Genomic DNA, 26687 nt, shown 5'->3' on the forward strand with positions numbered 1-26687 from the left:
TCCCTATATGCCTGCGTTACACTTATCATTGGGCCAAAACTGTCCGAAGTGTTGTGATAAATAGTTGCCTTAAAATGGTTAGGTCATCTTTTTTCGGGGTAATAAATCATCTTAGGTATTATCTCATTATTCAGCCCTGGGGGTTAATGCTGTGATTGTTGATTGTGTCAAATGCGCTAACAAAATTACAGTTCCTTTAATTTTAGGCCCCTCAGACTTGAGTATGAAATGTGAGCATTGTTCTTCGGCGCAATACTTTGTGGGTTGTGGTGGTATCAACTTAGCGCGGTGGTTGATTCAATTTATATTGATACTGACACCCATTTTGCTCACGCGATATTTCACTTTTTCGGATGCAGTGCTTCTTATCGGCTTATTCGTCTTTATGTGCATGGTCGTTTTTGTTAATTATTATGCATATTCGTATGCTTACAAGCATAAAGAGTTTAGATTGAAACGAAGTAGTCGGGGGCATCCATAATAATGCAGGACAGGCACTCTCAAAAAATAAAGGCACCCACAATTCAGTAAAAACACTAGCAGAGGTTTATACCGGGACCGACACAGATCAAAGTGCTGTGTGTTCTGATCAACTAAAACCCAACAAAAAACACCCCCCACCCCATCACTTCTCTACCCTAAAAACAACCTCATCCATTTGCCCTGCGCTATCAATCACACTCAACCGGTGCCGTCCTGCCTTTAAAGCCGTTAAAACAAATACCTGCCCTTCGCTTTGCCATTGGCCATTTAAAAACCAGTGCAACTTTCCATTAAAACCGGTTGCCGTGGTTGTAATTTCTGGCAGGGTAGCGCCGCCATAACTTGGGGTTAGTGTGCTGTTGGGGTTAATGCCGTTGATTTTTAATTTTTGCAATGCAACAGTTTTATGGCAAGGTTTAGCCCAGGGCGGTAATAGGTTGGCCCTGCGCCATTTTTGGGGTAGCCATAATTCTAACGAACTTGGCCATACAGCAAATGTTTTTTGATGATCAACCCTTTGGGAGCATTGGCCATTGGTTTGTTCGCCGTTAATATCTAATTGGGTTTTTATTAGGCTGCCCGTCCAATAGTTATCTAATGGGTCGGCTAGTGTATTGGCTGGGGCTTGCTGGTCGATTAACCATGCATTTTTTTCTCGCATACACCAATGGGGTTCTTGTAAAACTTTTAAAGTGCCCAGCGGCCAGCAGATGGTTTGCCGGCTTACGTTCGCGGGTTTTTTATTAAGCGTTAGTTGCTGCAGTGGTAATTGCCCTAATACGCGCCGTAATAAAGGCACGGCATTTTGGCGGCCGGCGTTATCGGTTAGTGGTGTTCCATCTGGGCGGCCTACCCAAACGCCCAGGGTTAAATCTTTACTGGCGGCTAAAACCCATGCGTCTCTATAACCGTAGCTGGTGCCGGTTTTAAAAGGGATTTTTAGCGTACTGTTAGCAATACTGTGGTTGGTAGCAAAACGGTCTAGCGAGGCACCCGCCATTATATTGGCCGTAATCCATGTGGCTTCTGGCGATAAAAGACGGCGCTCTTGCCATTGCTGTTGAAGCGTTTTATTTTTAGGGTTTAGTTTATCGGGTTGTAAAAACGTGATTGGCCGCGTTAAACCTTCGCGGCCAAAGGCGGCGAAGGTACGCGTTAGGCTTTCTAAATTAGTACCGGCACCCCCTAAAATCAGTGATAAATTCGCGGCGTTATTGTTGGGTGTGTATAACGGCATACCTGACGAGCGTAAATGCGCATAAAAAGTATTAGGCCCCACGGCATCCAATAATTGTACCGCTGGCACATTTAACGAACCCTGCAACGCACGGCGCACAGATACCGGCCCGCTAAAACCCTGATTAAAATTTTGAGGCTTGTATTGAGCAAACTCACTGGGTACATCCAACAATAAAGATTGTTCGTGTATTAAACCTTGGTCCATCGCTAAGCCGTACAAAATTGGTTTTAAGGTTGAACCCGGCGAGCGAATGGCGGTGACCATATCCACATGACCAAAACGCTGGTTGTTATCAAAATCTGCACTGCCCACATAACTTAAAACGCTTAAGTCTTGGTTATTTAAAATAAGTACGGCTGCTGATGTCCCTTGGGGAAATGTTTGAATATAGTTTTTGACCGTGCGTTCCATATTGCGCTGCATATTTCCATCGAGCGTGGTGGGTATATGCTGCAACGTGGGGTAACGATTAATTAACCGCCGCGCTAACAAAGGCGCGATTTTGGGGTACGAGTTATAGCGCGCAACAACCGGCTCGGCTAGGGCCTCTTGCACGGTACTTTGGGGCCACACATTAAATGTTGCCAAGCGATGTAACACTTTATTACGCGCCGCTAGCGCTTTGCCTGGCTGGCGGTCTGGCCGCAAGCGGGTTGGCGATTGGGGTAATACCGCCAGTAGTGCTGCCTCGGCATGGGTTAGGCTTAAAGCCGGTTTACCGAAATAGGTAAAACTTGCGGCTTGCACCCCCTCTATCGGCCCACCAAAAGGCGCGTAATTTAAATAAAGGCCCAATATTTGTTGTTTATCGAACTGCCACTCTAACTGTAAAGCACGGAACATTTGCCAGATTTTACCGTGTAACGTGCGCGAGTGCGGCTCTAATAAGCGCGCGACCTGCATGGTTAAAGTAGAGCCACCCGATACCGCTTTGCCCAAATACAGCCACTGCCCAAACGCCCGCAGTAAGGCCAACGGGTTTACACCGGGGTGAGAATAAAACCAACGGTCTTCGTAATTGATAAGTGCTTGCAGATAAAGCGGTGATACTTCATCTATTTCTACAGGATACCGCCACACGCCGTTGGCATCGGCAAATACGCGCAAGGGCTCGGCGTTTTTATCGGTCACTAGCCGTGCAAAATCGCCCTGCGTGTTGGGCAGCGGCAGGGGAAATAACAGATTCAAAATCCAAAAAATTAAAAATGCAGCGGGTAGTGGCGCTATTAACACCACCGCGCGCTGCAATTTTTTATGCTTTGCGAATAAAAACATGGGCGTGAATTATTTAGCCCGCACTTCGACTTGGCCTTCGCTTTTACCCACGGCGCGCAGCCAAGGGCGGTACATATCTTCGATAAGTGTTGGCGGTACGGTATAGCGGCCTGGCGTTACCGCACGTACAAGATAAAACACTTGGCTAACCTTGCGATCGAGCTGAATAGCGGCCACATAGCGATCGTCGCGGTATTCCTCGTGCACAATGTTCGAATGACTCAACCATTGCGCCACTGTTTTACCTTGAACTTGAATGTCCTGCATCTTTACGGCCGATGCTAAATTTTGATTTTCGAGTTCAAAACCCGCCGGTAATAAATCCACCACCAGAGCATCGGGTATGCGCAGCTTTTGAGTGCTGATATCGAGGCGCACTAAAATTAAGTCCCCACTGGTGATGTTATCCAGCGTTATCGGCTCGCCTTTGATGTTGTAGAAAATACGGTTCACGTTAATGCCTTCGCTTACGGGCTTGGGCGCTTCGGTGGGGTAACCAGAATATTGCAGCGTCGCAAAAAGCGGCTGGCTGTTGGGGTTATTCACCGTTAAAGCGCTGGGCACTTGCTCGCCTTGCCACATCGTACTAAAACCACTGCTGTGATTTTCTGGCGCCAAGGTCTCGCCATTCACCCCGAGTGCTAACTGCCATTGCGGCAGGGCATTGGCTTCTAATGTATGGCCTAAGCGAAATAGCGCCCAACGATCTTGCGTGGATAACCAACGATAACCGTCCAACTCATCGCGCAACTTTATTAACCGCTGCAGGGGGTTTTCGACTAGCTTACTTTGCTGCGCCAAGGTACTAATCCAGGCTAAGTCCCTTACCGGCGTGCCGTAATCGCCGGCGTAACCTTGCGGGCGAGGGGTATCGGCTAGCGCGGTAAGCCACGCTTCTTTTGCGCGGCGTACATCACCGGTTAGCTCTAAGGCTAGGGCTAACTGCGCGATGGGCAGCGGGGTGTTCGCCATTTTGGCGTAGCCGTCGTATAGCGTGCGTAGTTCGCCAAGGGTAATTTGTTGTTTGCGCGCCAACACCAACGCCGCGTAGGCCCGGTAGGCAATATGGTAATGATCTGGCCAACTGCTGTAATGCTGCGCTTCGCTCCACAATTTGCCTTGTGTTGTTACGTAGGTTTTTAAGCGCTGTAGGGCGCGGGCGAGTAAGGCGTCGTCCACGGCGTAGCCCTGCTCTTTGGCCGTTAATAAGGCATCGGTGGCGTAAGCGGTTAACCAGTGCTCTTCGTTAGATTGGTTGTTCCATAAACCAAAGCTGCCATCACCGCGCTCCATACCACTAATACGGCTAACCGCCGCGTTAATCACATCGGCCCGTTTGTTGATCAAATCACTTTTGTGCGGGTTATCCACAGCCCCTAAATAGCGCACCATCTCGGCTTGGGTACTCACTAATAAAGGCCATAACCGGCTGGTGGTTTGCTCTAAACAACCGTACGGGTATTGCATGAGTTGCGCTAAATGCTCAGACAAATTCAACGGCGGCTGCGGCGATACGGTTAAACGCATTTGTTGCTGGGGTATTTCGAACGGGGGGTTGTTATAGGTGGGCGCACTAAAGCGGCCGTTTGCGGGAATCACCTCGTCCGTTTGAATGGCAATGGCGGGGTAAGCTGGGCGCAAGCCAATGCGCCAGCTGCGGTTAAGTTCTAATGAAGACTGGCCTGCTGTTTTATCAGCATCGGCTTGTGTCACCACGATGCTTACCTTGCCCGCGCCACTGCTTTGCGCCGCTTGAATCGGCAGCTGTAGGGTGTGCTTTTGCTGTGGCTGTAAGGTAATGTTTGCAAGCACTTGCTTACTGCCAAATTCCTCACTGGCTTGTGTTTCTATGGCAAGGGTTTGCGCAATATCCGTTAAGTTTTGTACATCGAAGGTGGCGTTGGCGTTATCGTTCAAGGCTAAAAAACGAGGCGTGCTGACTTCGGCAATTAAGGGCGCGGCAACTTTCATGGTGGCCTCTAGCTGGCCAAAACGATTATTGGACCACGCTACCGCCATCAAGCGCAGCTCGCCATTAAAGTAAGGCAGGTCTAGTGGAATATCCGCATTGCCGTTGGCATCGACCATCACTTTGCCAGAATACAATTGCACCACTTGCACATCGGTTTGCGGCGCTTCGCCGCCACGGGCTAACTGATCATCGGCATCGCCACCAAAGCGTTGGCGGGCGCGCACATCACTAAGTTGTTCAATAAAAGAGGCCCAAGTATCGCGTAGCTCGGTATCGTATGCGCGTGGTTCGAAAAACCAATCAAAGGGTTTGGGGGTTTTAAAGTTACTTAGGCTGAGCACCCCGCTATCCACAGCCGATAACGTGAGGTGAATTGCCCCTTCATCGGCGTTTTGGATGGGGGCATTTTTTATCTGAATAACGGCGTGCGCTTGGGTTTCTGGCAACGCTTTTTTAGGGGCTTGCAGGCTAAGTTGTAACTGCTGCGCACTGCGATCCAGCGGTAGGTGAATTAACCCTAGCGCCCGTTTGGGCATCGCTTTTTGCTGATTATTGGCTTCTGAGCGCCGCAGTAAATTCACGGTGGCGTACATATCGTGGCGGTTCCAACTTGCGCCAACCGGAAGGGTTACCGTGTTTGCGCCGGCCTTCGCTTCAACCGTGGTATGCCACAGCAGTTGGTCTGCCTCGACCGTGACCCACGCCGTGCCGGGGTATGGCGCCTCGAAGTTTAGCTGCGCTTGCGCACCGGCAAGGTAAGCCTTGGCACCCCAAGCCAATTCGATTTTATCGGGCCGGCCGGTTTCCCCTTTAGCGGGCTTATCCCAGCTCCAACCGGCATAAAAGCGGTAGCTGGCCAATAGCTCTTGGTTTTTGTTGCGCACCTCCATGCGGTAATGGCCGTACTCCAGTGGTAGCGCGATGGGTGTGCGCTCGTTGGCAGGTAAGTCCACTACACGGTTAAAAACCGGGGTCGCTTCGGTATTTTGGTTGCCGTGCCAGCCGTTGTTCCACTCCCAATAATATTGGCTATCTTCGCGTAAAACTAAAACATCTAGCTGCTGGGCGGCGGTTTGCGCACCACTTTTATTCACTTGAATAAGCTCTAATACGGCTTGTGCGTTGGGGCTGGCATAGTCGCGCGCCCAGGTTGGGCGAATGCCAATGAGGTTCTCTCTTGGCCAAACATATTGCGTAATAGCACGGCTTACGGGGCGGCCACCGGTTTCAAATAGGCTTACCCGTGTCACTAATTTTAAAGGCTGAGTGGCAGCCTTCCATTCGTTGGGTAGCGCCAAAATCGCGTGGCCATTGGCGTCGAGCTGGGTGGTGGGCAGCTCGGTTGTACCGTTAAAACCGCGATAATCTTCGGCGCCAAAAATAAAGCCATCCCATTGCTCAAACAAGCTACGTGCCGCACTGGCTTGCACGTTTGCCTCTACACGGTTACCGGCTGCAGGTGCGCCGTAAAGGTAGTCGCCTTGAATCGCGATGGTAATGTCGCTTTGATGAGCAATATGTTCACCCGCCGGCGCTTGTAATTGCAGCTTCATGCGCTCGGGTAAAAAGTCTTCCACATTAAAGGGGTATTTAAAACGATCACCATTGCCCAACACGGCTTCCAATTGCCATTCACCACGCACGGCATCGTTGGGTATCTGCAAGCTATGGCTGTAAAACGCCTGCGCATCGCCCGTCCATTGAATAGTTTGGTAAACGCGCCCCTCTGGCGTGGTGATGCTGGCATTAATCGGCGGGTTGCCAACTAGGCGGGCATCGTTATCCCGGAGCAAACCATTGATTAGCACGGTTTCGCCGGGGCGGTAAAGGTTACGCGGCGAGTATAAAAACAATTCCAACGGCTTTTGCGCCCGCAAAGGCAAACGGAATTCAGACAAGTCCATCGCCGGGTTTTGCAATTTTAAAACACTAAAATGGTCACCACTTTGGGCAATGGCAAAATAAGGCGCCTTGTTAGCATTGCGCTGGATGCCGTTAAATTGCGCAAAACCGTCGGCATCTGTTTTGCTTGTAGCTAGCGCTTTAGCGTGATCATCAAACAGGGTAATAGTGACATCGCTGGCGGGTTGGGTGGTAATAGCATGGTGGGTAAAAGCAACCAGTTGCTGCTTGAACTCGCGCACCTGCAAGCCAATATCACCTAAGGTGAACCACGTGGTTTGGTATTCGTAATCGTACTTGCCGGCTTCACGCATTACGGCAAAGTATACGCCGGGTTCTTGTAAGGGCTTTAAGCCGGTAATGGGTAAAACACTTTTTAAGCGTTTGTTTTTGGCAAAGTCTAAATCAAAGCGGGCGCTATAAGCGAGGTCGCCATAGTCTTTTAGGCTTTGTAGTTCATAAACACCATTGCCTATCGTACGGGCAAAAAAGTTGCTCAATTGCGCCGGCCTAATTTTAAAGAAATCGACATCCACCGCCTCAACATTAACCGCTTCAACGGTTAAGCCTTCGGCAAGGCTAGGCGAAAGCTGCGTGCCATAACTCACAAATTTAACGCTTTGTTGTTTGTTGCGGGTGGCCAAGGTTTTATTAAACGGCGCCTGCAATGCCCGCCCAACCAAGCTAGCAATACCCGTTTTTACCGCCACGGTGTATTGGGTTTGCGCCTCCACAAACGGGAAGTAAACCGTGGTGAAGGTATCCCCCAGTATCCAATCACCCGGCGGCGAATTTTTACTTGGCTGGGTAATCGTCAAGTAATCACGCCATGATGAGGTGGGATCAATAGGCGAGGAAAACGTCACCGCAATGGCCGGCGCATTATCAAAGCTTAGCTCCGCGATGCTTAACACCTTAAACGGCGTAACGGCATAGTCCTGTTTTAGCTGCGCGCGCTGTTCGGTATTGAGTGTAGGCGCATTGCCGAGGGGGGTTCGCTCAGGCTGCGGGCTATCCTTTTCTGGCTGGCAACCCAGCAGGCCAAAACATAACAACCCAATCGCACAAAAAGTGCTCAAACACTGCTTCCAAACCTTCATATTCGCTCCATTTCAACAGGCGGCTTAAAAGGGGCTAAGGTTAACGCGAAATTTAAGGGCTAGGGTGATCAATTGTGGCGAATTAGGGATGGGGCTAACCGAATACGCCAGCAAGTAGTCTGACGGCGGATTTTTCTATACGCGAAAAAGTAAATGTATCCAGTTAGATACATTCCGATACATCTAGCAACAGCTACAGCAGCTGTTGCACCGTAATATTTACAGACTCAATTGAACTGTTAACATTCAAGGACTATGTAATGAAGCTCTATTTGACAACCGCAGTACTACTCACCCATGTCATATTAAGTGGCTGTAGTGATTCACACGCTAAAAAATCAACAACCCGTCCCGTAGTCAACTCGAGTGCTTCGTCTCAATCAAGCGCTGAGCCTTACCAGGGGGTTTGGCAAGCCGATGCTTACGGTAGAACATTTGAGGTTAAATGGAATGGCAGTGCTTACGATATCAGCACTTATTTATTTACACAGGACTACTGCTTAATTTCGGAGAAAATGAGTAATGTCACAACAGCGGAGGTTGCAGCAATAGCCCATCTTAACGAAGATGGCTCATATTTAGAAATTCGTACATCCGAGCTGATACCCGGACCCATTTTTACGCAGAAAACCGCAATACCCAGCGTGTGCCAAACTGGGCTATCAACAACCTATGGTAACGAAGGCTATCAATTTAACCCCGAGGCCGATTTTCAATTCTTCTGGCAATATTTTAATGAACACTATTTTGATTTTGAATTAAGCGGTACCAATTGGGCAATGCTTTACGAACAATTTTACCCTCAAGCCATAGCGGCAGAAAGTGAAGCCGAGCTATTCGAGATATTCGCTGAAATAATCGAACCACTAGAAGATTCGCACGTTTACGTAAGTTTAAATACCCGAGGCGAAGGCTTTGAAAACGCCGATGCCGTACATAATATTAGTGCTAAACCCACTATTTCCGATCAACTCACTAAAGAATTTTTAACGGAAGAAGCCTTAACACTACCGTTATCCGCAGAGCAAGAGGCAGTATTCGCCGCATATTACGAGCAGCGCATAGACGGTATGATTGCGACTCTTATGCTACCTGCTGAAGACGATACGATCGAGTCGGCTTTAGATAATTTTTTATGGTACATCACCGAAGATAATATAGGTTATTTACTCATTACGAGTATGTCTGAATTTAGCGAAGAAGGGCTAGATGAGCAGACCGACTTTGTACTAGCGACGCAATTGATGCAAACCATCATGGCCGATCTTATTCAAGCGGATGGTCTAGTCATTGATATACGTTTAAATAACGGGGGCTTTGACTTGGTTAGCCATGCAATTGCCAAACATTTTTTCACCGATGAAACGCTCGTATACCGTAAACAAGCCCGCTTAAATAATGCCCGTACACCGCTGCGTGATGTGTACATAAAACCGGCAGATACACTTAATTTTACAGGGCCAATCGCCTTGCTCACTAGCCATAATACCGTGAGTGCCGCCGAAATTTTTACCCTAATCATGCGTGAGCGCCCAAACACTACACTTATTGGTGAATCCACCGCAGGTGCACTCTCTGATATATTAGAAAGCCGCGTCACAAGCCCCATTCATTTTGGTTTATCCAATGAGTGGTATTTCACGCCCGATGGCACTTGGTTTGAAAGACAAGGTATTCCCGCTGATATACATGTGCCCTTCCCTTCAATAGAGGGACACGATGAAGCCTTAACAAGGGCGCTAGAGTACTTAATGCAACAGTAAATACCCAAATGCTTCAAGTTATACGGCTACAACCAGGAGCTTGGAGCATTTCGAAAGATATAATCTATAAATTAATACCATAGCGGGCTGGAGGTTCTAACCCGCCTTTGCACAAACCTTCACATTCACTCCATTTCAACAGGCAGAATAAATTAAAGCAGGTAAGGTGCACGCGACACTTAAGAGCTAGGGTAATCAATTGTGGCGAATTAGGGATGAATGTACCGATTACCCCCCGTTGTTTGAATAGCCGGTTTATAATCACGGTGACTATCCGCTGCGTAACCTTCATGTGCAACTCAACTGCACTCTACTTCGGTTAAGCTGTGCACTAAACAACAAGCAAGTTAAATATGCCCACTCACCCCATTAAGTTATTCACCCTAATTTGCCTTGCACTTGCAGCCTTTGCCGGTAATTCGGTGCTTTGCCGATTAGCCTTGGGGCAGGGGTTAATCGATGCATCCAGCTTTACGTCTATTCGCTTAATGGCTGGCATAATCACATTGACAGCCATTTGCTTGGTGCCAATTCAAGGCCATAGTATTAATGTTCTAAAAACACTTAAACAACACAACACCTTTAAAGCATGGCTTGCCAGTACGATGCTATTTATCTATGCCGCTACCTTTTCATATGCATATATATCGCTCGACACAGGAACGGGCGCGTTAATTTTATTTGGCATCGTACAGCTGAGCATGATAGGAATCGGCGTTTTTTATGGGAACAGGTTGCACTACACGGAATGGCTTGGAATAGGCATTGCCTTTGCGGGTGTGGTCTACTTAGTGAAAGACGATCTCACAACCCCCTCGTTATTCGGCTTTGTATTAATGGCGTTATCTGGGGTTGCATGGGCTATTTATACCTTATTAGGCCGGGGCTCCAAGCAACCCATCGTCGATACTACCGCCAATTTTCTACGTACTTTTCCATTCGTTATAATACTCTTCCTTTTTACCCTTCAAGATATTAGCCTAACTCGCCAAGGCGTTATTTATGCGGCGCTGTCAGGTAGTGCGGCATCTGCAGTGGGTTATTCTATTTGGTATTTGATTCTAAAAGACATCTCAGTAACACAAGCAGCGGTAATTCAATTACTGGTGCCCATATTAGCGGCCGCAGGAGGGATATTCCTTGTTAATGAACTAGTCTCTAGCCGATTAATTATTGCTTCATTATTGGTGTTAGGAGGCATTACCATTGTTATAGTTGGCCGCCGATATTGGATAGCCAAGTCCCTCTAGAAAACCTAGAAAACGATACATTACTGTAATTCAAAACTAAGGTGAAATTACCATGAGTGACAAAATAGACGGTCAGGCATTAAGAGCACTAAAAATAGCGTTTACGTATATGCCGCGCGCCATTGAAGTGACTAAATATGAATATGGTGATCGGCATCAAACCGTGCTCGATCACATTGAAGCAGTAAGGGAAGTTTTACTGTTAAACGATATAGACCCCGATGAGGTTTACGGTGAAATAAATTCAGATATAACACCTAATTCGACTTACTAACGGTAACGAATAATTTCGAAGGAGCCGTGCCCCATACTGGCCCTCCTGACCCAAGAAATAACAATGGATACACCTTGTTACAGACTGACATAGCATTGTTACGTTTTAATACCCCTGAACCTGCTGTAATGATTACATCAGTTCACAGGAGACATCATATGAATAAAATTATCAGCGCTACATTGTCCGGATTTCTATTAATCACCAGCCCATTCAGTTTAGCGGGCGATATCACCAGGGAAGTAAGCGGTGATGGAGGCGATAATTTTTTCGAAATATCGGTAGGGCTTAATACCTGGAAAAACAATCGCATTCAAACGGAAGAAGAAAAAAAAGAAGATAACAGTGGAATCGACCTAGGGTTAGGCTGGGAATATCGCTGGAAAGGTTTTTTTGTTGAGGCCATTCAGAATTCCTATAGCGGCCTAAACTTAGGTTACGAACTATGGCAAGACGGTAATTGGCGGTTAGATATTATTGGCATGAATGTTACTGGTGCCGCAAGTGACAGCGATACAATAACACCAGGAATGAGTGAAGAAGAACGTGATATTCGTTTATTGAAACGCGATACTATTTCCCTAAATGGCGGTATGCGTGCAACCTATTACTGGAAAGATAATATTTTTCAATTACGATTAGGGTCGGATTACAGTCAAAAAAATGCTGGAGCGCAAGGCTCATTCCTTGTAGGCCGAGCATGGCAAATTCGGAATTGGAATATTCATGGCTTAACTGGCGCGCAATGGTATTCACGAAAAAATAGCGAATATTTATGGGGTATTTCATCAGTAGAGGCGACTGAAAGGTTTCCCGAGTATCAAGCCTCCTCTACGGTTAACTATTCTTTTGAAATCGGCGCAACGTATCCTATTAGTGAGCACTTGGTGTCGCGCTCCAAAATTGTAGCTCTTGTTATAGATGATAGCGTGTCAGAAAGCCCGTTGACTAACAGTGATAGTGTGGGTGGCGTAATTAGCACCTCGATAGTTTATGTTTTTTAGGCGGCGACGTAAAATGGAAAGTATTTTCAAAATCATCATCGCCTTTACTTTACTTGCCTACACGTATGGTGATTCGATAGCGGATGTAGTCTTCGACGTAAAACCCTTAAAGTGCGTAGCGTTACATAAAGGCCAAGTATGCTATCAAAAGCTAAATTTTAAATGGCATTCAGAAAATAAAAAGTTGTGCTTATACGCCCTCGAAAATAAGGAGCCATTACACTGCACTGCACAAAATACACCCGTTGCATTTCGTTACAATTTTGCATCTGACCAAAACCAAGCCTTTGAACTTCGTGATGAGGCAGGCAATAGTCTAGCAACCGTTAAAATAGAGGTCGCATCTGTATACAAGGGAAAGCGGCGTGCCACAACAGGCTGGAGAATATTTTAGTGATCACTTATGAGTAAATCTTATCATTTATTAGTTGTTGAGGATGACCCATCACTCGCAGAGTGGGTTAAAGACTACTTAGAAAGTCATCATTACCAGGTCACCCTTTTACTCTCTGGCACAGACGCGATTGATACTATTAGGGATATAAAGCCAGACCTCGTTATTCTCGATATTATGCTGCCGGGAAAAAATGGATTTGAAATTTGCAAGGAAGCTCGTCAGTTCTATCATTGCCCAATTTTAATGATGACAGCATGCAGTGATGAAGTTGACGAAGTGCTTTGCTTGGAGTTGGGCGCCGACGATTACTTAACAAAACCAGTACGCCCGCGCGCAATGCTAGCTAGAATACAGGCTTTACTTCGGCGCTCTAAACCCCCAACAACTGTAAATACTTTGAACTACGGTTTGTTAACCCTGGATAGAACACATAAGTCAGTTTCGATGAAAGGCACAAAACTCGCTATTTCAAATAATGAATTTGATGTGCTTTGGTTGCTGATTATTCACGCCGAAGAAGTTGTTAGCCGTGCCGATTTGGTCAGTGAGCTGAGAGGCTTTGATTATGATGGCTTCGATCGATCTATCGACATCCGTGTTTCACGTTTACGAAAAAAACTAGGGCAGGCTCACGCCGAAATTTCAATTACAACAATTTGGGGCAAAGGGTACTTGCTAACAACGGCACAATAATGCGAATCCTGACACTCACACTTGTTACAACAGTGATCACCACCACCATTGGCCTGGGATTTCTCATCAGCTGGATTTACAGCGAGCGTTACCCAAAATCTGAATTTTCAGAAGAACATAAAGCCTACCAAAATATTAGCCAGCAACTGTCCAGAATTATTCAACACAATTCAGCGAATAAAGCATCACTTGAATTATGGAATGAATCTGGAAATATTAATGCCCAGCTCGAGGATCGCGACAGCCTGATTTTACCTGAAAATCTTGAAGGCCGCTTTGAGCAAGGGGAAACCATTGCTCTAGAATTTGAGGCGGGTGTAAAGTTCTACAGCCTTATTCTCGAAAGTGATGAGATATTAGTTATAACACCGCCAGTAGCTATACCAGAAGAACTGTCTTACGACAAAATAGCCTTAACTTTTATATTTTACATTGGAGTTATTCTTGCCATTGCGATGTGGTTACTTCCACTATTTATACGCCTAAGGTTACTCGATAAAACGGCAAACGATTTTGGACGCGGAGATTTAACTGTACGCCTGCCTGATAGCAAAATGTCATACATCAAAAATATTGAGGCTGCGTTCAATACTATGGCATGGCGAATACAAGCATTGGTTAAAGATAATAAATTACTGAGTCGTGCTGTTTCACACGATTTGAAAACACCCTTAGCTCGCTTACGTTTTGGCCTAGATACCCTAATGGAGGAACCTAACCAAGAAAGGCGGGCTATTTATCATGACCGCATCAATGACGATCTCGATAAAATGGAATCGTTAATTTCCACATTACTCAACTACGCCAAGCTAGACGATGCAAAAATTACGCTAGATAAAAAATCAATCAATTTAGTAGATTTAGTCAGCAGTGAAATAGAGCAGTTAAAGCACACCTCTAACAACGGTATTAGTATTGCCTTATCCATTCCAGATGAAGGTGTAGTGTGTGTATTCGCTGATGATCACTACCTACGTATGATCATTCACAATCTTGCTATTAACGCACTTAATTACACTAAAACATCAATTGAAATCTCTGTTTATAAAAATGAGGATTATGCTTATTTTTTGGTTGAAGATGATGGCCCCGGTGTTAACGATAATGATAGAGCGCGTATTTTTAAACCCTTTCAGCGGGGTATACAGCCGGAGTCGCGCACCGGCGCAACTAAGGGGCACGGAATGGGGCTAGCTATTTGCGAGCGTGCTGCGCAATGGTTTAACGCCGAAATAATATTGGAGTGCTCTACCGTACTCGGCGGTGCACGTTTTATATTGAAGCTACCTCTGCATTAAACCCAATAAATGATAGACTCCACCTGAAACGTGATACCAAAATTACAACTCAGGAAATTATTCGATAGGAGCCTACAATGTATAACTCTCGGTGCAGAGCCCTCGCCACATTGATAATCACAACAAGCCTTGCCACAGCATGCGGCACGCACAATACGGTAGCGCCCCCTACTCCTGCGGTAAGCGAAGTCAACACCCCAAGCCAAAGCCAACACGATGCGAATGCGCTAATATTATTTGAAAGTATTTACGAGGAACGTGTAGCCCTTAGCCCCATATCGCAAACGTACCTTGGCCGCAAAACGAATCAAGATAAATGGAATGACCTTTCGCCCGAGCAGGATGAGCGTTATTTAGCCCTGAATAAGGGCCACTTAAAACAACTGAACGCGATAGACCGGCAGCAGTTAAGCCCGCAAGTGGCGCTGAGTTATACGCTACAAAAAACAGGTATTCAGCAGTGGCTAGATGATTATAAATGGCGTTACCACGGCTACCCGATTAACCAGATGTTTGGCACCCACAGCCATGTGCCTTCACTATTGATTAATCAACACCGTATTACAAACCTACAAGATGCAGAGAACTATATTGCACGCTTGCAAGGTGTGCCTAAATTGTTTGAGCAACTTATTGCTGATTTAAAAATGCGCGCCGACCTTGGCGTAGTACCACCTCAATTTGTGTTTGAGCATGTAATACGCGATTGCAATAACTTGCTAGTTGGGCAACCCTTTACTGACTCGACTGAAAAAAGCACACTACTCACTGACTTCACTCAAAAAATTGATAATACCGATTTAAGCGAAACGCAAAAAAATAAACTGCTAAAGCGCGCCAACAACGCTTTGACTAAAAGTGTAAAGCCGGCCTACCAACACTTAATTGCCTATCTTGAAACATTAGAACAACAAGCGCCAATAGAAAGCGGTGCATGGAAAATGCCAGATGGCGAAGCCTTCTATAATCTTCTATTACAACGCACGACCACAACAGAGCTTACTGCCGAGAAAATACATACTATTGGCTTAACCGAGGTTGAGCGTATTCATCAAGAAATGACTGAGATTAAAAACACCGTTAACTTTAAGGGGGATTTACAGGAATTTTTTACCTTTATGCGTACCAGCCCACAATTTACCTATGAAGAAAGCGAGGCCGGAAAGAACCAATATTTACAAGAAACACAATCACACATCGCAGCCATGAAAGACGCTTTACCCAGCGCATTTAATACACTTCCCAAAGCCGAATTAAAAGTAAAAGCGGTAGAGCCATTTAGAGAGAAGTCCGCTGGTAAAGCCTTTTATCAATCACCAGCACCGGATGGCTCACGCCCAGGAATTTACTACGTTAACCTGTACAGCTTAAAAAACATGCCATGGTACCAAATGGAAGCCTTGGCCTATCACGAAGCGGTACCCGGCCACCATATGCAAATTGCAATCGCGCAAGAGCTAGAAGACATACCTAAATTCCGAAAATTTGGTGGCTACACGGCGTATAGCGAAGGCTGGGGTTTATATGCTGAATATCTAGCGAAAGAAATGGGAGGCTATCAAAACCCCTACTCCGATTTTGGGCGATTAAGCTGGGAATTATGGCGCGCTTGCCGCTTAGTGGTAGATACCGGTTTGCATGCTAAACGCTGGACTCGCCAGCAAAGCATCGACTACTTACAACACAATACGCCTAATCCACTTAACGATATAGAACGAGCGGTAGAACGTTACCTCGTCATGCCTTCACAAGCTACAGCCTATAAAATAGGAATGCTTAAAATACTGGAGCTGCGTGAAAATGCAAAAGTGCAAATGGGTGATAAGTTTGATATTCGCGAATTCCACGATGCGGTGCTGAAAGATGGAGCTTTACCGTTGGATGTACTGGAACAACAGATTGAATTATGGATAACGACAAAGATACAATAAGGTAAGCCATGAGAAATTTTATCTTGATAGCACTAACAGCACTCATATTTTTAGCGATAGGTTCCATTTTAGGATTTAAGCTTGGCACTGAAAAAATGTGGGCGAATGCTAGCATCTATTATGCTTCGCCTGCCATATATGCTCTCGAGAAAAAGCGCTACGGTTATCCTTTAGAGCTGACACTGGAAAGCTGCAAGGAACAATACAGCCAACAAATATCAACCTCCGTTAGATCTTATGCGCGCTACTTGAATCGCTGGGAGAGCAAGTTAACTTTGGGGACAGTGTGGGACCGTTCGACCGAGAGCATGGGGAAAAAATTAATGACTCATTACATCAAAAGCGCTGAGGTTAGCTATTCTGAAATTAGTGAAGATGAGTATTGGACTCACCTCCAAAACAAAAATATTTCATTATATCAAGAGGTGAAAGCTTCTGATCCTGAGCTATATGCGCAATTTGAGCTAGAAGCTTTAGTCGAACTTAGAAATCTTAAAAATGCTCTCGAGCACCACCAGATAATCAGCGAGTCACTTCAATACTAAACAGTGACTCACTGATATGTATCGCCACCACAAAGGTGTTAGCCATTTACAAAAACAGCGAATCCTAAATGAAAAAATCTAATACAGTGGCTTTTAGCGGTTATTTGTTGTCCTTTAGTCACGGCTTTAACTCTCGCACCTCTTGGCGCAACAACTTAAATTCCTCGTGAAGTTCATTGTTGATTACACTTGCGGCATCCATTGCCGCTTGGCGCTCTTGCTCCCTGACGGTTTGCATTGCACTTACAATAATAGGAAGAAAACAAGGCCCGATATATGAAAAGGTTTCCACAATAGGTAAAGCAGTTAACATAAGGGCCGGCCTAAGGCACCGACAACACGGCGCATAGAGCGCACCAGCGCAAGCAACCGAAGAACCCACAAGGTATTGATTTTATCGATGGTGAGCAAGGTGATATTTGGCGCCAGCTTAATTCGCAGTCCAATTATCGCGATAACTTTAGGAGCGATGTAATATTAAAGTATCATAAATATACGGTCGATGGCTCAATCTTCTTTGGCCTGAATATGCTTTGCATAGAAACCCATTTGATCACTGTGATTAAAACCATTCTTTTGATAAAAATCCGAAGCAGGAATGGCTCTATCCGTTATTAAATAAACGTCCTGTACGTCTTGAGCCAATAGCTCACGCTCTAATGCGGCGAGAACTTTATAACCCACCCCAGCTTTCGGCATATTTGTATTTCTACACATTTCACGTAGATAAAATATTGAGCCTGAATAAAAGGGCTCAATATTGCCCAAAGCAAAACTAATAACACCTTCTTGCTCAGCTAATACGCCACAAAAACCTTTGGAGTAATAAAAGTGTAAAAGCCTTTCACGTGCCGCTCCTTCGCTCCACTTCTCATCCCAGGGCTCGGATGAAAAGACTTGGGCATATAAAGCGGCGCACGCCTCGATATCTTTTTCTTGAATACTACGCAGTATCATTGCCGATTACTCTTAACATTTTGCAGCCCGATCATCGCTATACAGTATCTAGGGGAGGCGCATTATTATTGATGCTCAGCAATCTACCCCCCAGCCTTAAGGTCGTCAAGGCTTCAGGACTATAGCTGTTTTTAGAGTGGGGCTTAAAAGTATGGCGATACCGATCAGCCATGTATGCGAATTTTATAGCTTTAATAGAGAATCGTATTGACTGGTGCATCGACAAATTGCAGTGGCGCAGAAATTGCCAAAAAACTCAGGCGCCATTCAGAAAAATAGTTACGCGCTGGCATCGTGCTTACAGGAGTGACTTAGGCAGTAATGACTTAGATTGCGAGAGCTTCGGCGGACTCTGTGCTTTGACCACCACAACAACCACGCACGCAATTCACGCGCAGTCGCCTGAAGAGTGAGGTCATTCTGCTGCTATCGAGATGGAACGAGGCTCTGATACCGGCCGATAGTCTAGAATGCCACGCAGCGAAGAGCCTACAACGTTTGACTCCCTTCGAGTAAACGAGGGTAAATCTACGTCTAGAAAGTACTAGCACCCCAGACTCTCGCCTAGGGTGATCCCCCTTTTTTGGAGGGGGATTAATAGTTTGCCCAAATTAGACGCAGGGTCTTTTTTCTCAGCAAGGCGCTCGAAGAGGCGCATGCCGGGGCATGTAACGTTTTGGGCAACGCAGTTGAGGACGCAGGAGGCAAGTATTATTGGATAAAGTATTTTTTCCTCGGCCCTAAAGTATTACTGCCTCGCCCCTAAGGCAGAACTTAAAGTACGAACTGCACAACAGCCAGTACGATAACAGCTGCCAAAGCCACAAAGCTCACAACCTTCAAAGTACCTACAGCATTTTCTAGAGACGCTAAGCGATCCTCAATTGAAGCAGGCTTAACAACCGGCTTAGCCGCAGGTGTTGGTTTAGCTGTAGGCTTAGTCGTTGCCTTAGCTGCTGGCTTGGAACTTTTCTCCGCTGCCGGTTTTGCGCTGCAACCATCTAACGGAACAACGGTTTCAGCCTGAGGGCCTTTATCGGACTCTTTATCAGCGAAAGTAACAGCTATACCCTGACGAATAGGCCCATCGCCTTGCCATTCACTCTTGTGAAAAAAGAAGGCTTCGCCGCTGTTATCATCGGTAATAAAGCCAAAGCCTTTGCGAAAGTCGTAACGTTTAATAATGCCTTGGGCCATCTGTGTATCCTAGTAATGTGTTATGAGTAGTGCTGACGAATGTGGATTTTGATGCGATCTATAGGTAATTGTCAATTATACCGCCTGAATCGAAGGAGCGAGGACAAATATTGAAATAGGGAAAGCGGCGTAGGCCAAACTCTAGAACACTTCACCTTGCATCACAACGATAGCCAACAAATAAACAATAGCAGAATAACCGGCATACCTTCGTTTATACACCTAAAATCCCACTCAGCCCTCAAACCACACTGTATTATTTGATATATTGGGCGAGGCAATAATAGTTTATCCAAATTAGACGCAGGGTCCTGATTTCTCAGCAAGGCGCTCGAAGAGGCGCATGCCGGGGCCTATACGGATATAGGTTATTAGGGTAACGCATGGAGCAGTTACCGAGGCATGTAACTCTTCGAGCAACGCAGCTGAGGAAGCAGGAAACCAGTATTATTGGATAAAGTATTACTGCCTCGTCCCTATAACGATTCAGATGAAACGGAAGCTAACCTTCAAATTGTCACTACGTATGCAGTATTTACTTAAGGGACGAGGCAACAATAACTCGTAAGGCCCCCATATGGGCAACAACACCCGGTGAAGCCCAAGCCTTACAATCCCTCCCCCACTCCTGCCCGGCACACACGGTATAATCAAGGGCTGATCATCAATCTCACGCTTTAAAGTCGCTACCGCAACCTCCGGGCAACACGCTTCATCGAAATGCAGGAGCACGCCCTAACCGTCATGATCTATCTCAACTTTAAACACCGGAAAAGCATTACCAATTGTGTTATCACCACGAGATCAACAATTATTAAGAATGTTGATGAGAGCGAGGTGGTATTGGCGTAATCTAAGCAATAATCGATAAGTGATAGAGAAAGGCCGGTGAAAAGTACTGTAGTACTTTTTAGGTATTACACTCACATTATTGTAAGTAACTTTTAAGAAAACTATCATGCGAAGGCATCGTTGACGCTTTATTTTTCATTGTATTTCTAATGCCAGACAATAAATTACGCAGCTCTTTATTGGATAGACTTTTGGCTAAGGGGTGACACTGCATTGGGGTAACGCCCTGCCCCAGCAATACCTGCAGCCAAGACTCAACTCGAAAGAGCTCATCTTTGTGTTGAAAGGCATGACCCGTTTCCTTAAACATGTCAATGCGATGGCTTAGAGAGTCAGGTATGTCCATTTGCTTACAGTAGCGCCAGAAATTACTGTCACTGCGTTGGGTTTGGTTATAATGTAGTATAAGAAAATCTCGTATCCGTATTATCTCCTGCTCTGTACGTTGATTATACTCCTCGATGACTTTCGGACTAATTTCGCCAGAAGGTATTAATTGCATCAAACGAGTAATGCCCGCGATAAATAGATGAATGCTCGTTGATTCCAACGGCTCTAAAAAACCACTAGACAAGCCCAAAGCAACGCAATTTTTCTTCCAAAACTGGCGACGCTTTCCGGCTTTATAGTGAATAACCTTAATATCATTAATTGGCTTACCACTCAAACCGGCTAATAACGTACTTGAAGCTTCATCGACAGAGATTTCTGAATCACTAAAGACAATGCCGTTACCGCACCGGTGCTGCAATGGGATTTTCCATTGCCACCCCGCGGTATGCGCTATTGCTCGAGTTAAAGGTATTGTAGGCTCATTATTTTCAGATTGAACAGCAATTGCTCGATTACAGGGAAACCAGTGACTCCAATCATCAAACCCTGCGCGTAACGTTTTTTCAATTAATAATCCTTCAAAGCCAGTACAGTCAATAAATAGATCGCCTTGAATCGATTGTTCATTATCTAATTTAAGTGACAATATATCCCCCGTTGTATGATCTTGAATCACCTCTTTAACGGTTGCAGATATATGACTAACACCTTGTTTTAATGAACGCTTTCGCAAGAAATTGATATAACATCCTGCATCTAAATGGTAGGCATAGTTTAATTCCGTGTGCTGTCCACCGCTAAACTTCCCCTCTAATGCTGCAAAATATTCTAATTGATATTCATTAATGGAGTGGTCAATGCCAATTGATTTTCCTTGCAGCCAAAAGTGGTGAAACTCCGCGAGCCAAGTAGGCTGCCCAATTCGTCCAAAGCCATGAAGATATTTATCATTACCATTCAACCAATTTTCAAATTGAATACCTAGCTTAAAAGTAGCTTGCGTTTCCCGCATAAACTCTCGCTCATCAATATGGAGTAATTGATGGAATCGCTTGAGCGTTGGAATCGTCGCCTCTCCAACGCCAATGGTACTTACCGTTGGGGATTCAACAATACTGATATCCAATACTTTTCCGAGCTGATGACTCAGTGCTGTAGCGGCAATCCAGCCCGCAGTACCTCCTCCGACAATAACAATACGCTGGACGTTTTTAATATTCATAACTTACCTATTTAAAAATCGTAATAACTTAGCGCGTAAGCGCCTTGCGTCCACTTCCGTTAATGCGCCTAATATCCCGCGAGATTTTTTTGGTAAGTGTTCCTCAGCGGTCGCATTATCGGAGAAAACATAATGATTAAATAACACTTCCCAAGCCTTTTTTTGTTCCTTGGGTAGGTGTCGTATCGACATTATCGCATGCTCTAAGGCAGGCTTTCCTTGACCGAGATAACGCGGGCTAGTATTCCACCAATAATTGATCATAGCGTTAAGAGGCGATAATGCCTCTACTTGATGCCACCACATACTGGGTATGAATAATGTATCGCCAGCATTTAACTCTGCTATTTGAATATGTTCCTGAGCATTTTTAAAGTTAGGGTGCTGAGAAAAATCAGGCTGATCAAAATTGACCATACTGATAACCTGCCCTCCAGGGTTAAAGTCGTAAGGTCCAGGGTATATATTTGACACTTGGGATGGAGGCAATAAGGTGAATCGGCGCTCACCCAAAACGCAGCAAGCCAAATTATTAGGGACGTCAAAATGGCAAGCAGAACGGCTTTTATTGCCGAGCCATAAATTCACTAAAGGGTTGCCGTTTATTGAAAATCCACTTGAAAAGTCTGAGCTAAAAGACAATGAATTGTCTTTTAATAAGCCTGGAAAATATTCATCAATAGGGCAGGAGGCTATGTAATATGGAGTAGGGTTAGTCTTTTCGTACTGCAATATCAGATTTTCAAGTACGTCTTTAATCGACAAGCTTAAAGTATCAAAGTTAAATTCAGTTGCGCTATTCCCGTAAAAATAATTACCTCCGTCAGCCACCTTCCCTTGAAAAACACTCGTAGGCTTATCATTATAAAATTCGTTAAAGTAGCTCGCCAAGTCCAATGGTGAATTTTCACCAGCTATAACAATAGGCCATCGCGACACTAAGTTCCGCAATATAATCGGTGTTGTTGCGTCATATACAAAACTAGGTATTACGCCAGACTGGCAGTCATAGCTTCTAGTGCGGAGTAAGGGTATTCTTGAAGGCGTCATGATCAAATCAAGCTGTTCTTTCGCGAGATTAACGCTTTAATATTTCGCATTGATGTCACGATCTGAAAAGCCGCCGCAAGAAACCCTTTATTATTCAATTCAAAAAGAGACTCACTCGTTAATGATGCTAACTTTTCAGCATCTAAGGTAAAATACCCATTAATGATATGTTGCTCGTTATTATTAAATACAATATCCAGATTCAGGGGTTGTATTAATTCTAACTTATCAAAATATTTAACCATAGCTTCTGTAACTTTAAAACCATCATTAATAATCTTTAAACTATTGGTGATTTTATTTAGGTAAGTCGAGTGGCCTCCAAGCTCTAAAAACAGGGGCTCACCACGGTCCTTTTGTATACGAGGGCTTGTGGCGTTGATGTGAATTACAGGCTCGTGATCGCCTCCGCCTTCTGCTCGCTGATCTTGATAGCCGATAAGAAAGGGGCCCCTTTGTAGTAGCGCGGGAATATAGTTACCTGCCCAGCCGCAAGGTTTTTCCGTGTCAAGAAACAAGTTTTCATTATTTTTGAAGCCCAGCATGGCACACATTGAAAAGGCGCCAGTGTTGGAGTCTTTTTGAAAAAGCACAGGATATTCTGCTTGAATATCTGAGAGCTCTGTAAGGTAAATACAAATACTCGCGACATTATCCCCATAGTCATCAGATAATGTTGAGTCCACCTTTAGTGATTGGTGAGTGATATTATCAAGTACAGCATGGCTAGTCATATATAAATACCCGTCTCTTAAGGTTATTAACTTCAGATGTTAATCCAAGGCCCTAAAACGTAAAAAGGCCGCATATTAATGCAGCCGCGTGGAATGCAAATGGCCCATAATGCTTTTGCATTATAGGCCATAAAGGCATCGCTTTTAGAAAGTATAGCGAGCGCCTAACTGATAACGAGCACCGAGGTCGAATAGATCCCACATCTGGGCTTTGCTTCGGCCATGGCTTCGTGAATTCTCACCTGTAACATTTATACCTTCAAATGACATTGAGATATTATCGGTAATACTATAGGAAATATTCATGTCTAATTGGTAATAAGCCTCAACATAGCGTGGGTTATTAGATGACCCACGGTTTGCGTCATCTAAATACTCATCGCGCCAGTTGTAAGCTACACGTGCCTGCACGTCATAATTTTCATACATTAAAACGAGGTTAGCAGAGTCACTAAGACCCAATACGGCAAATTGTGATTCACCTGGTGCGGCACCATTGTCAAAAGCAACATCACTATTAACGGTTGTGTAGTTAGCCATCACGCCAAAGCCTGTATCAGCAAAGAAATGCTGAACAGCTAATTCGAAACCGTTAATGTGTGCATCATCATTATTGATGGGGGTTCGCGTTGCAAAGCTATAAAGCGGATCCGTTTCGTTAGGGACGATGTCATAGGCGCCGCCGACTGTATCCCAAAAAGCTTGGTTATTCTGGAAAGAGTCTGCCGGATTGTAGTCAGCTGGAGCATCATCTGGAGTAAAGTCGGCTGGGTTATCCAAAATAGCCGTCATTACAAATAATTGAGTTTCACCTGCTTGATAACCACGGTCGATTAGGGCCGTTCGTGCATCCAAGATACGCTGTCCGTTTGTCGCATCACGTAGCCCAAATTGCGGCTCATCAAAATTCTCGTAACCAATAAAGTTTTTAACACGCTTATCGTAATAACCTACAGAGACATAACTTGTGTCATCAAAATACCATTCTACGGATAGATCCGAGTTTGTGGACTCCAGCGGAAGAAGCTCGGGGTTTGAAGCTGTTGCCGTTGCATCAATGCCCGTTAACGTTGGCCCGTTAGGATTTGAAATGGAGACTGATGAGCGAATGTCGCTGTACTGAGGCCGTGAAATTGTTTGACCAAAGGAGTAGCGGGCCTTCAAACCTTCACGCAAAGTAATATCAAAGTCAAAGTTTGGAAGCAAATGGCTATAGCTATTGTTTTCACTTAGCGCGAGGGTGGCACTTTGATCACGAATAATATTAAAATCGTTGTTGTCTAACCAGTGAATACTGGACGGAGGAACAACAATCGAGGTCGATGTTAAATCTGTACTTTCGTAGCGCATACCTGCAAGCATATTGGCTTCCATGCCGCCAATTTCACCATTCATTTCCACTTGAAAATACAGCGCACGCGTATCTTCTTTGACGATATGATTTTCGCTGAAGTTAGGATCATAATTATAAGCGGCACCGCTACCATACTCACTAACAGCCCACTCGGCCATGGTTCTGGCATCGCCTTTAAAGCCTACCTGGTCAATATTGGAAGTATTGTAATCTTCGAACTCTCCAACAATATTGAAGGGTTCAACTAGGCCAGCAGGAATGTTGTTTGCTTGATTTAAGCCCCAATCACCTAAGCTTGAATAATTTTCAGAGAAATTTTGAGTCATCTCTAAAGAACTTGTCTCTATCCCAAAATCGATTTTTCCGTTCTCGAGTTCCAAGACACCGTCGAACTTGAATTGATCGATCTCTGTTTCTTGCCCGCTATACCAAACGCGCATAGGCTGAGAGCCTAGGTCGCCAGCATCATGTATATTGTTATTGTTACCTTTTACACTGTCATCAAATTCAATTTGAAGCTCTGGAAGGTCGCCAGAAAAATTATAGGTTTGAGCAAGGCCTACACCTGTAGCCATACTAACATTAAGGCGACTACCAAAATCTTCACCAGGCAAGCTTTTCATTGAAGACGAGTGCGCATCAAAATCAAACGTTAGTAAATCATTAACGGCCCACTCAATATTTAAGCCGGCAGATCGCAAAGTATTATCTTGAGCCATATAAGACTGCTCAAAACCAAAATCTTTTGTACCGCCTAGACGCTCACTAATTACCATCGGTGTCGCTACAGTGGCTCCAGTATCAAATACTACATAATCAGCAGAGCGATTCATCCATGCCGTTTTATCACCAAAGTGTTCTTGTAATTGGTTGTTTGCATAGGTGAAATCCGCTGTAGCAGTCACGCTTTCAACGGGACGATATTGGAATGTCAGCTGAGCATTTGTGCGCTCGCGGTGAATATCTGAAAAGTGATATCGCACATCGTTTGGTAGACCGTAGAGCTGACCAGGCTGAGGGGCGTTAGTGATACGGCTATCGTAATACTCTTTGTCGTTTTCGCCATTGACACCGTTGGCAATATTCATTGCACCGTTAGCGGCTTGCTCATCACTTTGTGGAACCCACTCGCTAATGCGCCAGTCATTTACGGTAGCAGAAGAAGAGCCGCTATCACGCTCTTGAAAACTACCGGATAAGCCAATACCAAAGACTTCGCTATCATCTGTCCAGCTGAAAATACCAGAGAGTTCCGGTGTAACATCGCTGCCAGTGCGATTCGTTGTATCCATCACCGCTTTCGCGCCCACACTTATTTTTAAGCCAGGATTATCTAGGGGGCGCGCTGTTTTAATGTTAACCGTTGCGCCTACACCGCCAGTTGCGATATTCGCCTTGCTTGTTTTATAGACTTCCACAGCACTGACGCTTTCGGAGGCTAAGTTAGCAAAATCAAATGCACGTGAGTTACCTTGATCGGAACCGTAAGCGCTGGCGCCGGGCATAGTTCTACCGTTTAAGGTTACCATGTTGTACTCAGCACCAAATCCGCGAACAGTAATTTCTGAACCTTCGCCATTGGTTCGGCTAATAGAAACACCAGTAATACGCTGTAAAGACTCAGCTAAGTTAGTGTCTGGAAACTTACCAATATCTTCAGCGGAAATGGCATCGACAACACCTGACGAATCACGCTTGATATCCATTGCATTTTGAAGCGCTGCCCGAATTCCCGTCACCAATACCTCTTCAACAGGTGCCGCATCTTGAGCTAACAATGATTGACTAGAGAGTGCGAGCACCGATGCTGCGATAGCAACACTGAGTGGCTTGCACTTGAAACGATTTGAATTTTGCATAC

General features: G+C 45.1%; 18 protein-coding genes. 9 read left to right on the forward strand and 9 right to left on the reverse strand.

All coding sequences use genetic code 11. The features are described 5' to 3' along the window. Positions 1-625: 625 nt before the first annotated feature. Positions 626-2998, reverse strand: coding sequence for a penicillin-binding protein 1C (pbpC, locus tag AC3A8L_RS03390; RefSeq protein ID WP_487960820.1), 2373 nt, complete (start codon positions 2996-2998; stop codon positions 626-628). Positions 2999-3007: 9 nt separating this feature from the next. Next, positions 3008-7972: an alpha-2-macroglobulin family protein gene (locus tag AC3A8L_RS03395; RefSeq protein WP_487960821.1), complete on the reverse strand. Its 4965-nt coding sequence runs from the start codon at positions 7970-7972 to the stop codon at positions 3008-3010. Positions 7973-8232: 260 nt separating this feature from the next. On the opposite strand from AC3A8L_RS03395, the gene AC3A8L_RS03400 reads away from it, so the two are divergent. The 9 genes from AC3A8L_RS03400 (at position 8233) to AC3A8L_RS03440 (ending at position 17127) form a co-directional block, all read left to right on the forward strand. Continuing rightward, positions 8233-9735 (forward strand): S41 family peptidase, encoded by a 1503-nt coding sequence (locus AC3A8L_RS03400; RefSeq protein WP_487960822.1) that lies wholly within the window; start codon positions 8233-8235, stop codon positions 9733-9735. Between the two features lie 353 nt (positions 9736-10088). Then, complete coding sequence (locus AC3A8L_RS03405) at positions 10089-10985, forward strand: DMT family transporter (RefSeq protein ID WP_487960823.1); 897 nt, start codon at positions 10089-10091, stop codon at positions 10983-10985. A gap of 52 nt (positions 10986-11037) precedes the next feature. After that, complete coding sequence (locus AC3A8L_RS03410; RefSeq protein ID WP_487960824.1) at positions 11038-11259, forward strand: penicillin-binding protein; 222 nt, start codon at positions 11038-11040, stop codon at positions 11257-11259. Positions 11260-11417: 158 nt separating this feature from the next. Further along, positions 11418-12263, forward strand: a complete 846-nt coding sequence (locus AC3A8L_RS03415) for a MipA/OmpV family protein (protein WP_487960825.1) — start codon at positions 11418-11420, stop codon at positions 12261-12263. 13 nt (positions 12264-12276) lie between these two features. Further along, on the forward strand, positions 12277-12657 hold the full coding sequence (locus AC3A8L_RS03420; protein WP_487960826.1) for a DUF3019 domain-containing protein: 381 nt from the start codon (positions 12277-12279) through the stop codon (positions 12655-12657). Positions 12658-12666: 9 nt separating this feature from the next. Next, positions 12667-13353 (forward strand): response regulator transcription factor, encoded by a 687-nt coding sequence (locus AC3A8L_RS03425; RefSeq protein ID WP_487960827.1) that lies wholly within the window; start codon positions 12667-12669, stop codon positions 13351-13353. Continuing rightward, entirely contained in the window at positions 13353-14651 is a 1299-nt protein-coding gene (locus AC3A8L_RS03430) for an ATP-binding protein (RefSeq protein WP_487960828.1), read from the forward strand. The genes AC3A8L_RS03425 and AC3A8L_RS03430 overlap by 1 nt, the downstream gene beginning before the upstream one ends. A gap of 77 nt (positions 14652-14728) precedes the next feature. Further along, positions 14729-16582 (forward strand): DUF885 domain-containing protein, encoded by a 1854-nt coding sequence (locus AC3A8L_RS03435; RefSeq protein ID WP_487960829.1) that lies wholly within the window; start codon positions 14729-14731, stop codon positions 16580-16582. Between the two features lie 8 nt (positions 16583-16590). After that, on the forward strand, positions 16591-17127 hold the full coding sequence (locus tag AC3A8L_RS03440) for a hypothetical protein (protein ID WP_487960830.1): 537 nt from the start codon (positions 16591-16593) through the stop codon (positions 17125-17127). A gap of 118 nt (positions 17128-17245) precedes the next feature. On the opposite strand, the gene AC3A8L_RS03445 is transcribed toward AC3A8L_RS03440, so the two are convergent. From AC3A8L_RS03445 to AC3A8L_RS03475, 7 genes are all read right to left on the reverse strand, one after another. Beyond that, positions 17246-17440, reverse strand: a complete 195-nt coding sequence (locus tag AC3A8L_RS03445; protein ID WP_487960831.1) for a hypothetical protein — start codon at positions 17438-17440, stop codon at positions 17246-17248. 194 nt (positions 17441-17634) lie between these two features. After that, complete coding sequence (locus AC3A8L_RS03450; protein WP_487960832.1) at positions 17635-18084, reverse strand: N-acetyltransferase family protein; 450 nt, start codon at positions 18082-18084, stop codon at positions 17635-17637. Between the two features lie 774 nt (positions 18085-18858). Beyond that, the gene (locus AC3A8L_RS03455) at positions 18859-19281 is read right to left on the reverse strand and encodes a cold-shock protein (protein WP_487960833.1); all 423 of its coding nucleotides are present in this window, start codon (positions 19279-19281) and stop codon (positions 18859-18861) included. 928 nt (positions 19282-20209) lie between these two features. Further along, positions 20210-21688: a tryptophan halogenase family protein gene (locus AC3A8L_RS03460; protein WP_487960834.1), complete on the reverse strand. Its 1479-nt coding sequence runs from the start codon at positions 21686-21688 to the stop codon at positions 20210-20212. A 3-nt stretch (positions 21689-21691) separates the two neighbouring features. After that, positions 21692-22738, reverse strand: a complete 1047-nt coding sequence (locus tag AC3A8L_RS03465; protein WP_487960835.1) for a cupin-like domain-containing protein — start codon at positions 22736-22738, stop codon at positions 21692-21694. A gap of 2 nt (positions 22739-22740) precedes the next feature. Continuing rightward, positions 22741-23472 (reverse strand): SapC family protein, encoded by a 732-nt coding sequence (locus AC3A8L_RS03470; RefSeq protein WP_487960836.1) that lies wholly within the window; start codon positions 23470-23472, stop codon positions 22741-22743. 144 nt (positions 23473-23616) lie between these two features. Continuing rightward, complete coding sequence (locus AC3A8L_RS03475; protein ID WP_487960837.1) at positions 23617-26685, reverse strand: TonB-dependent receptor; 3069 nt, start codon at positions 26683-26685, stop codon at positions 23617-23619. Positions 26686-26687 lie beyond the last annotated feature (2 nt).

It is taken from the genome of Marinagarivorans sp. (assembly GCF_982758155.1).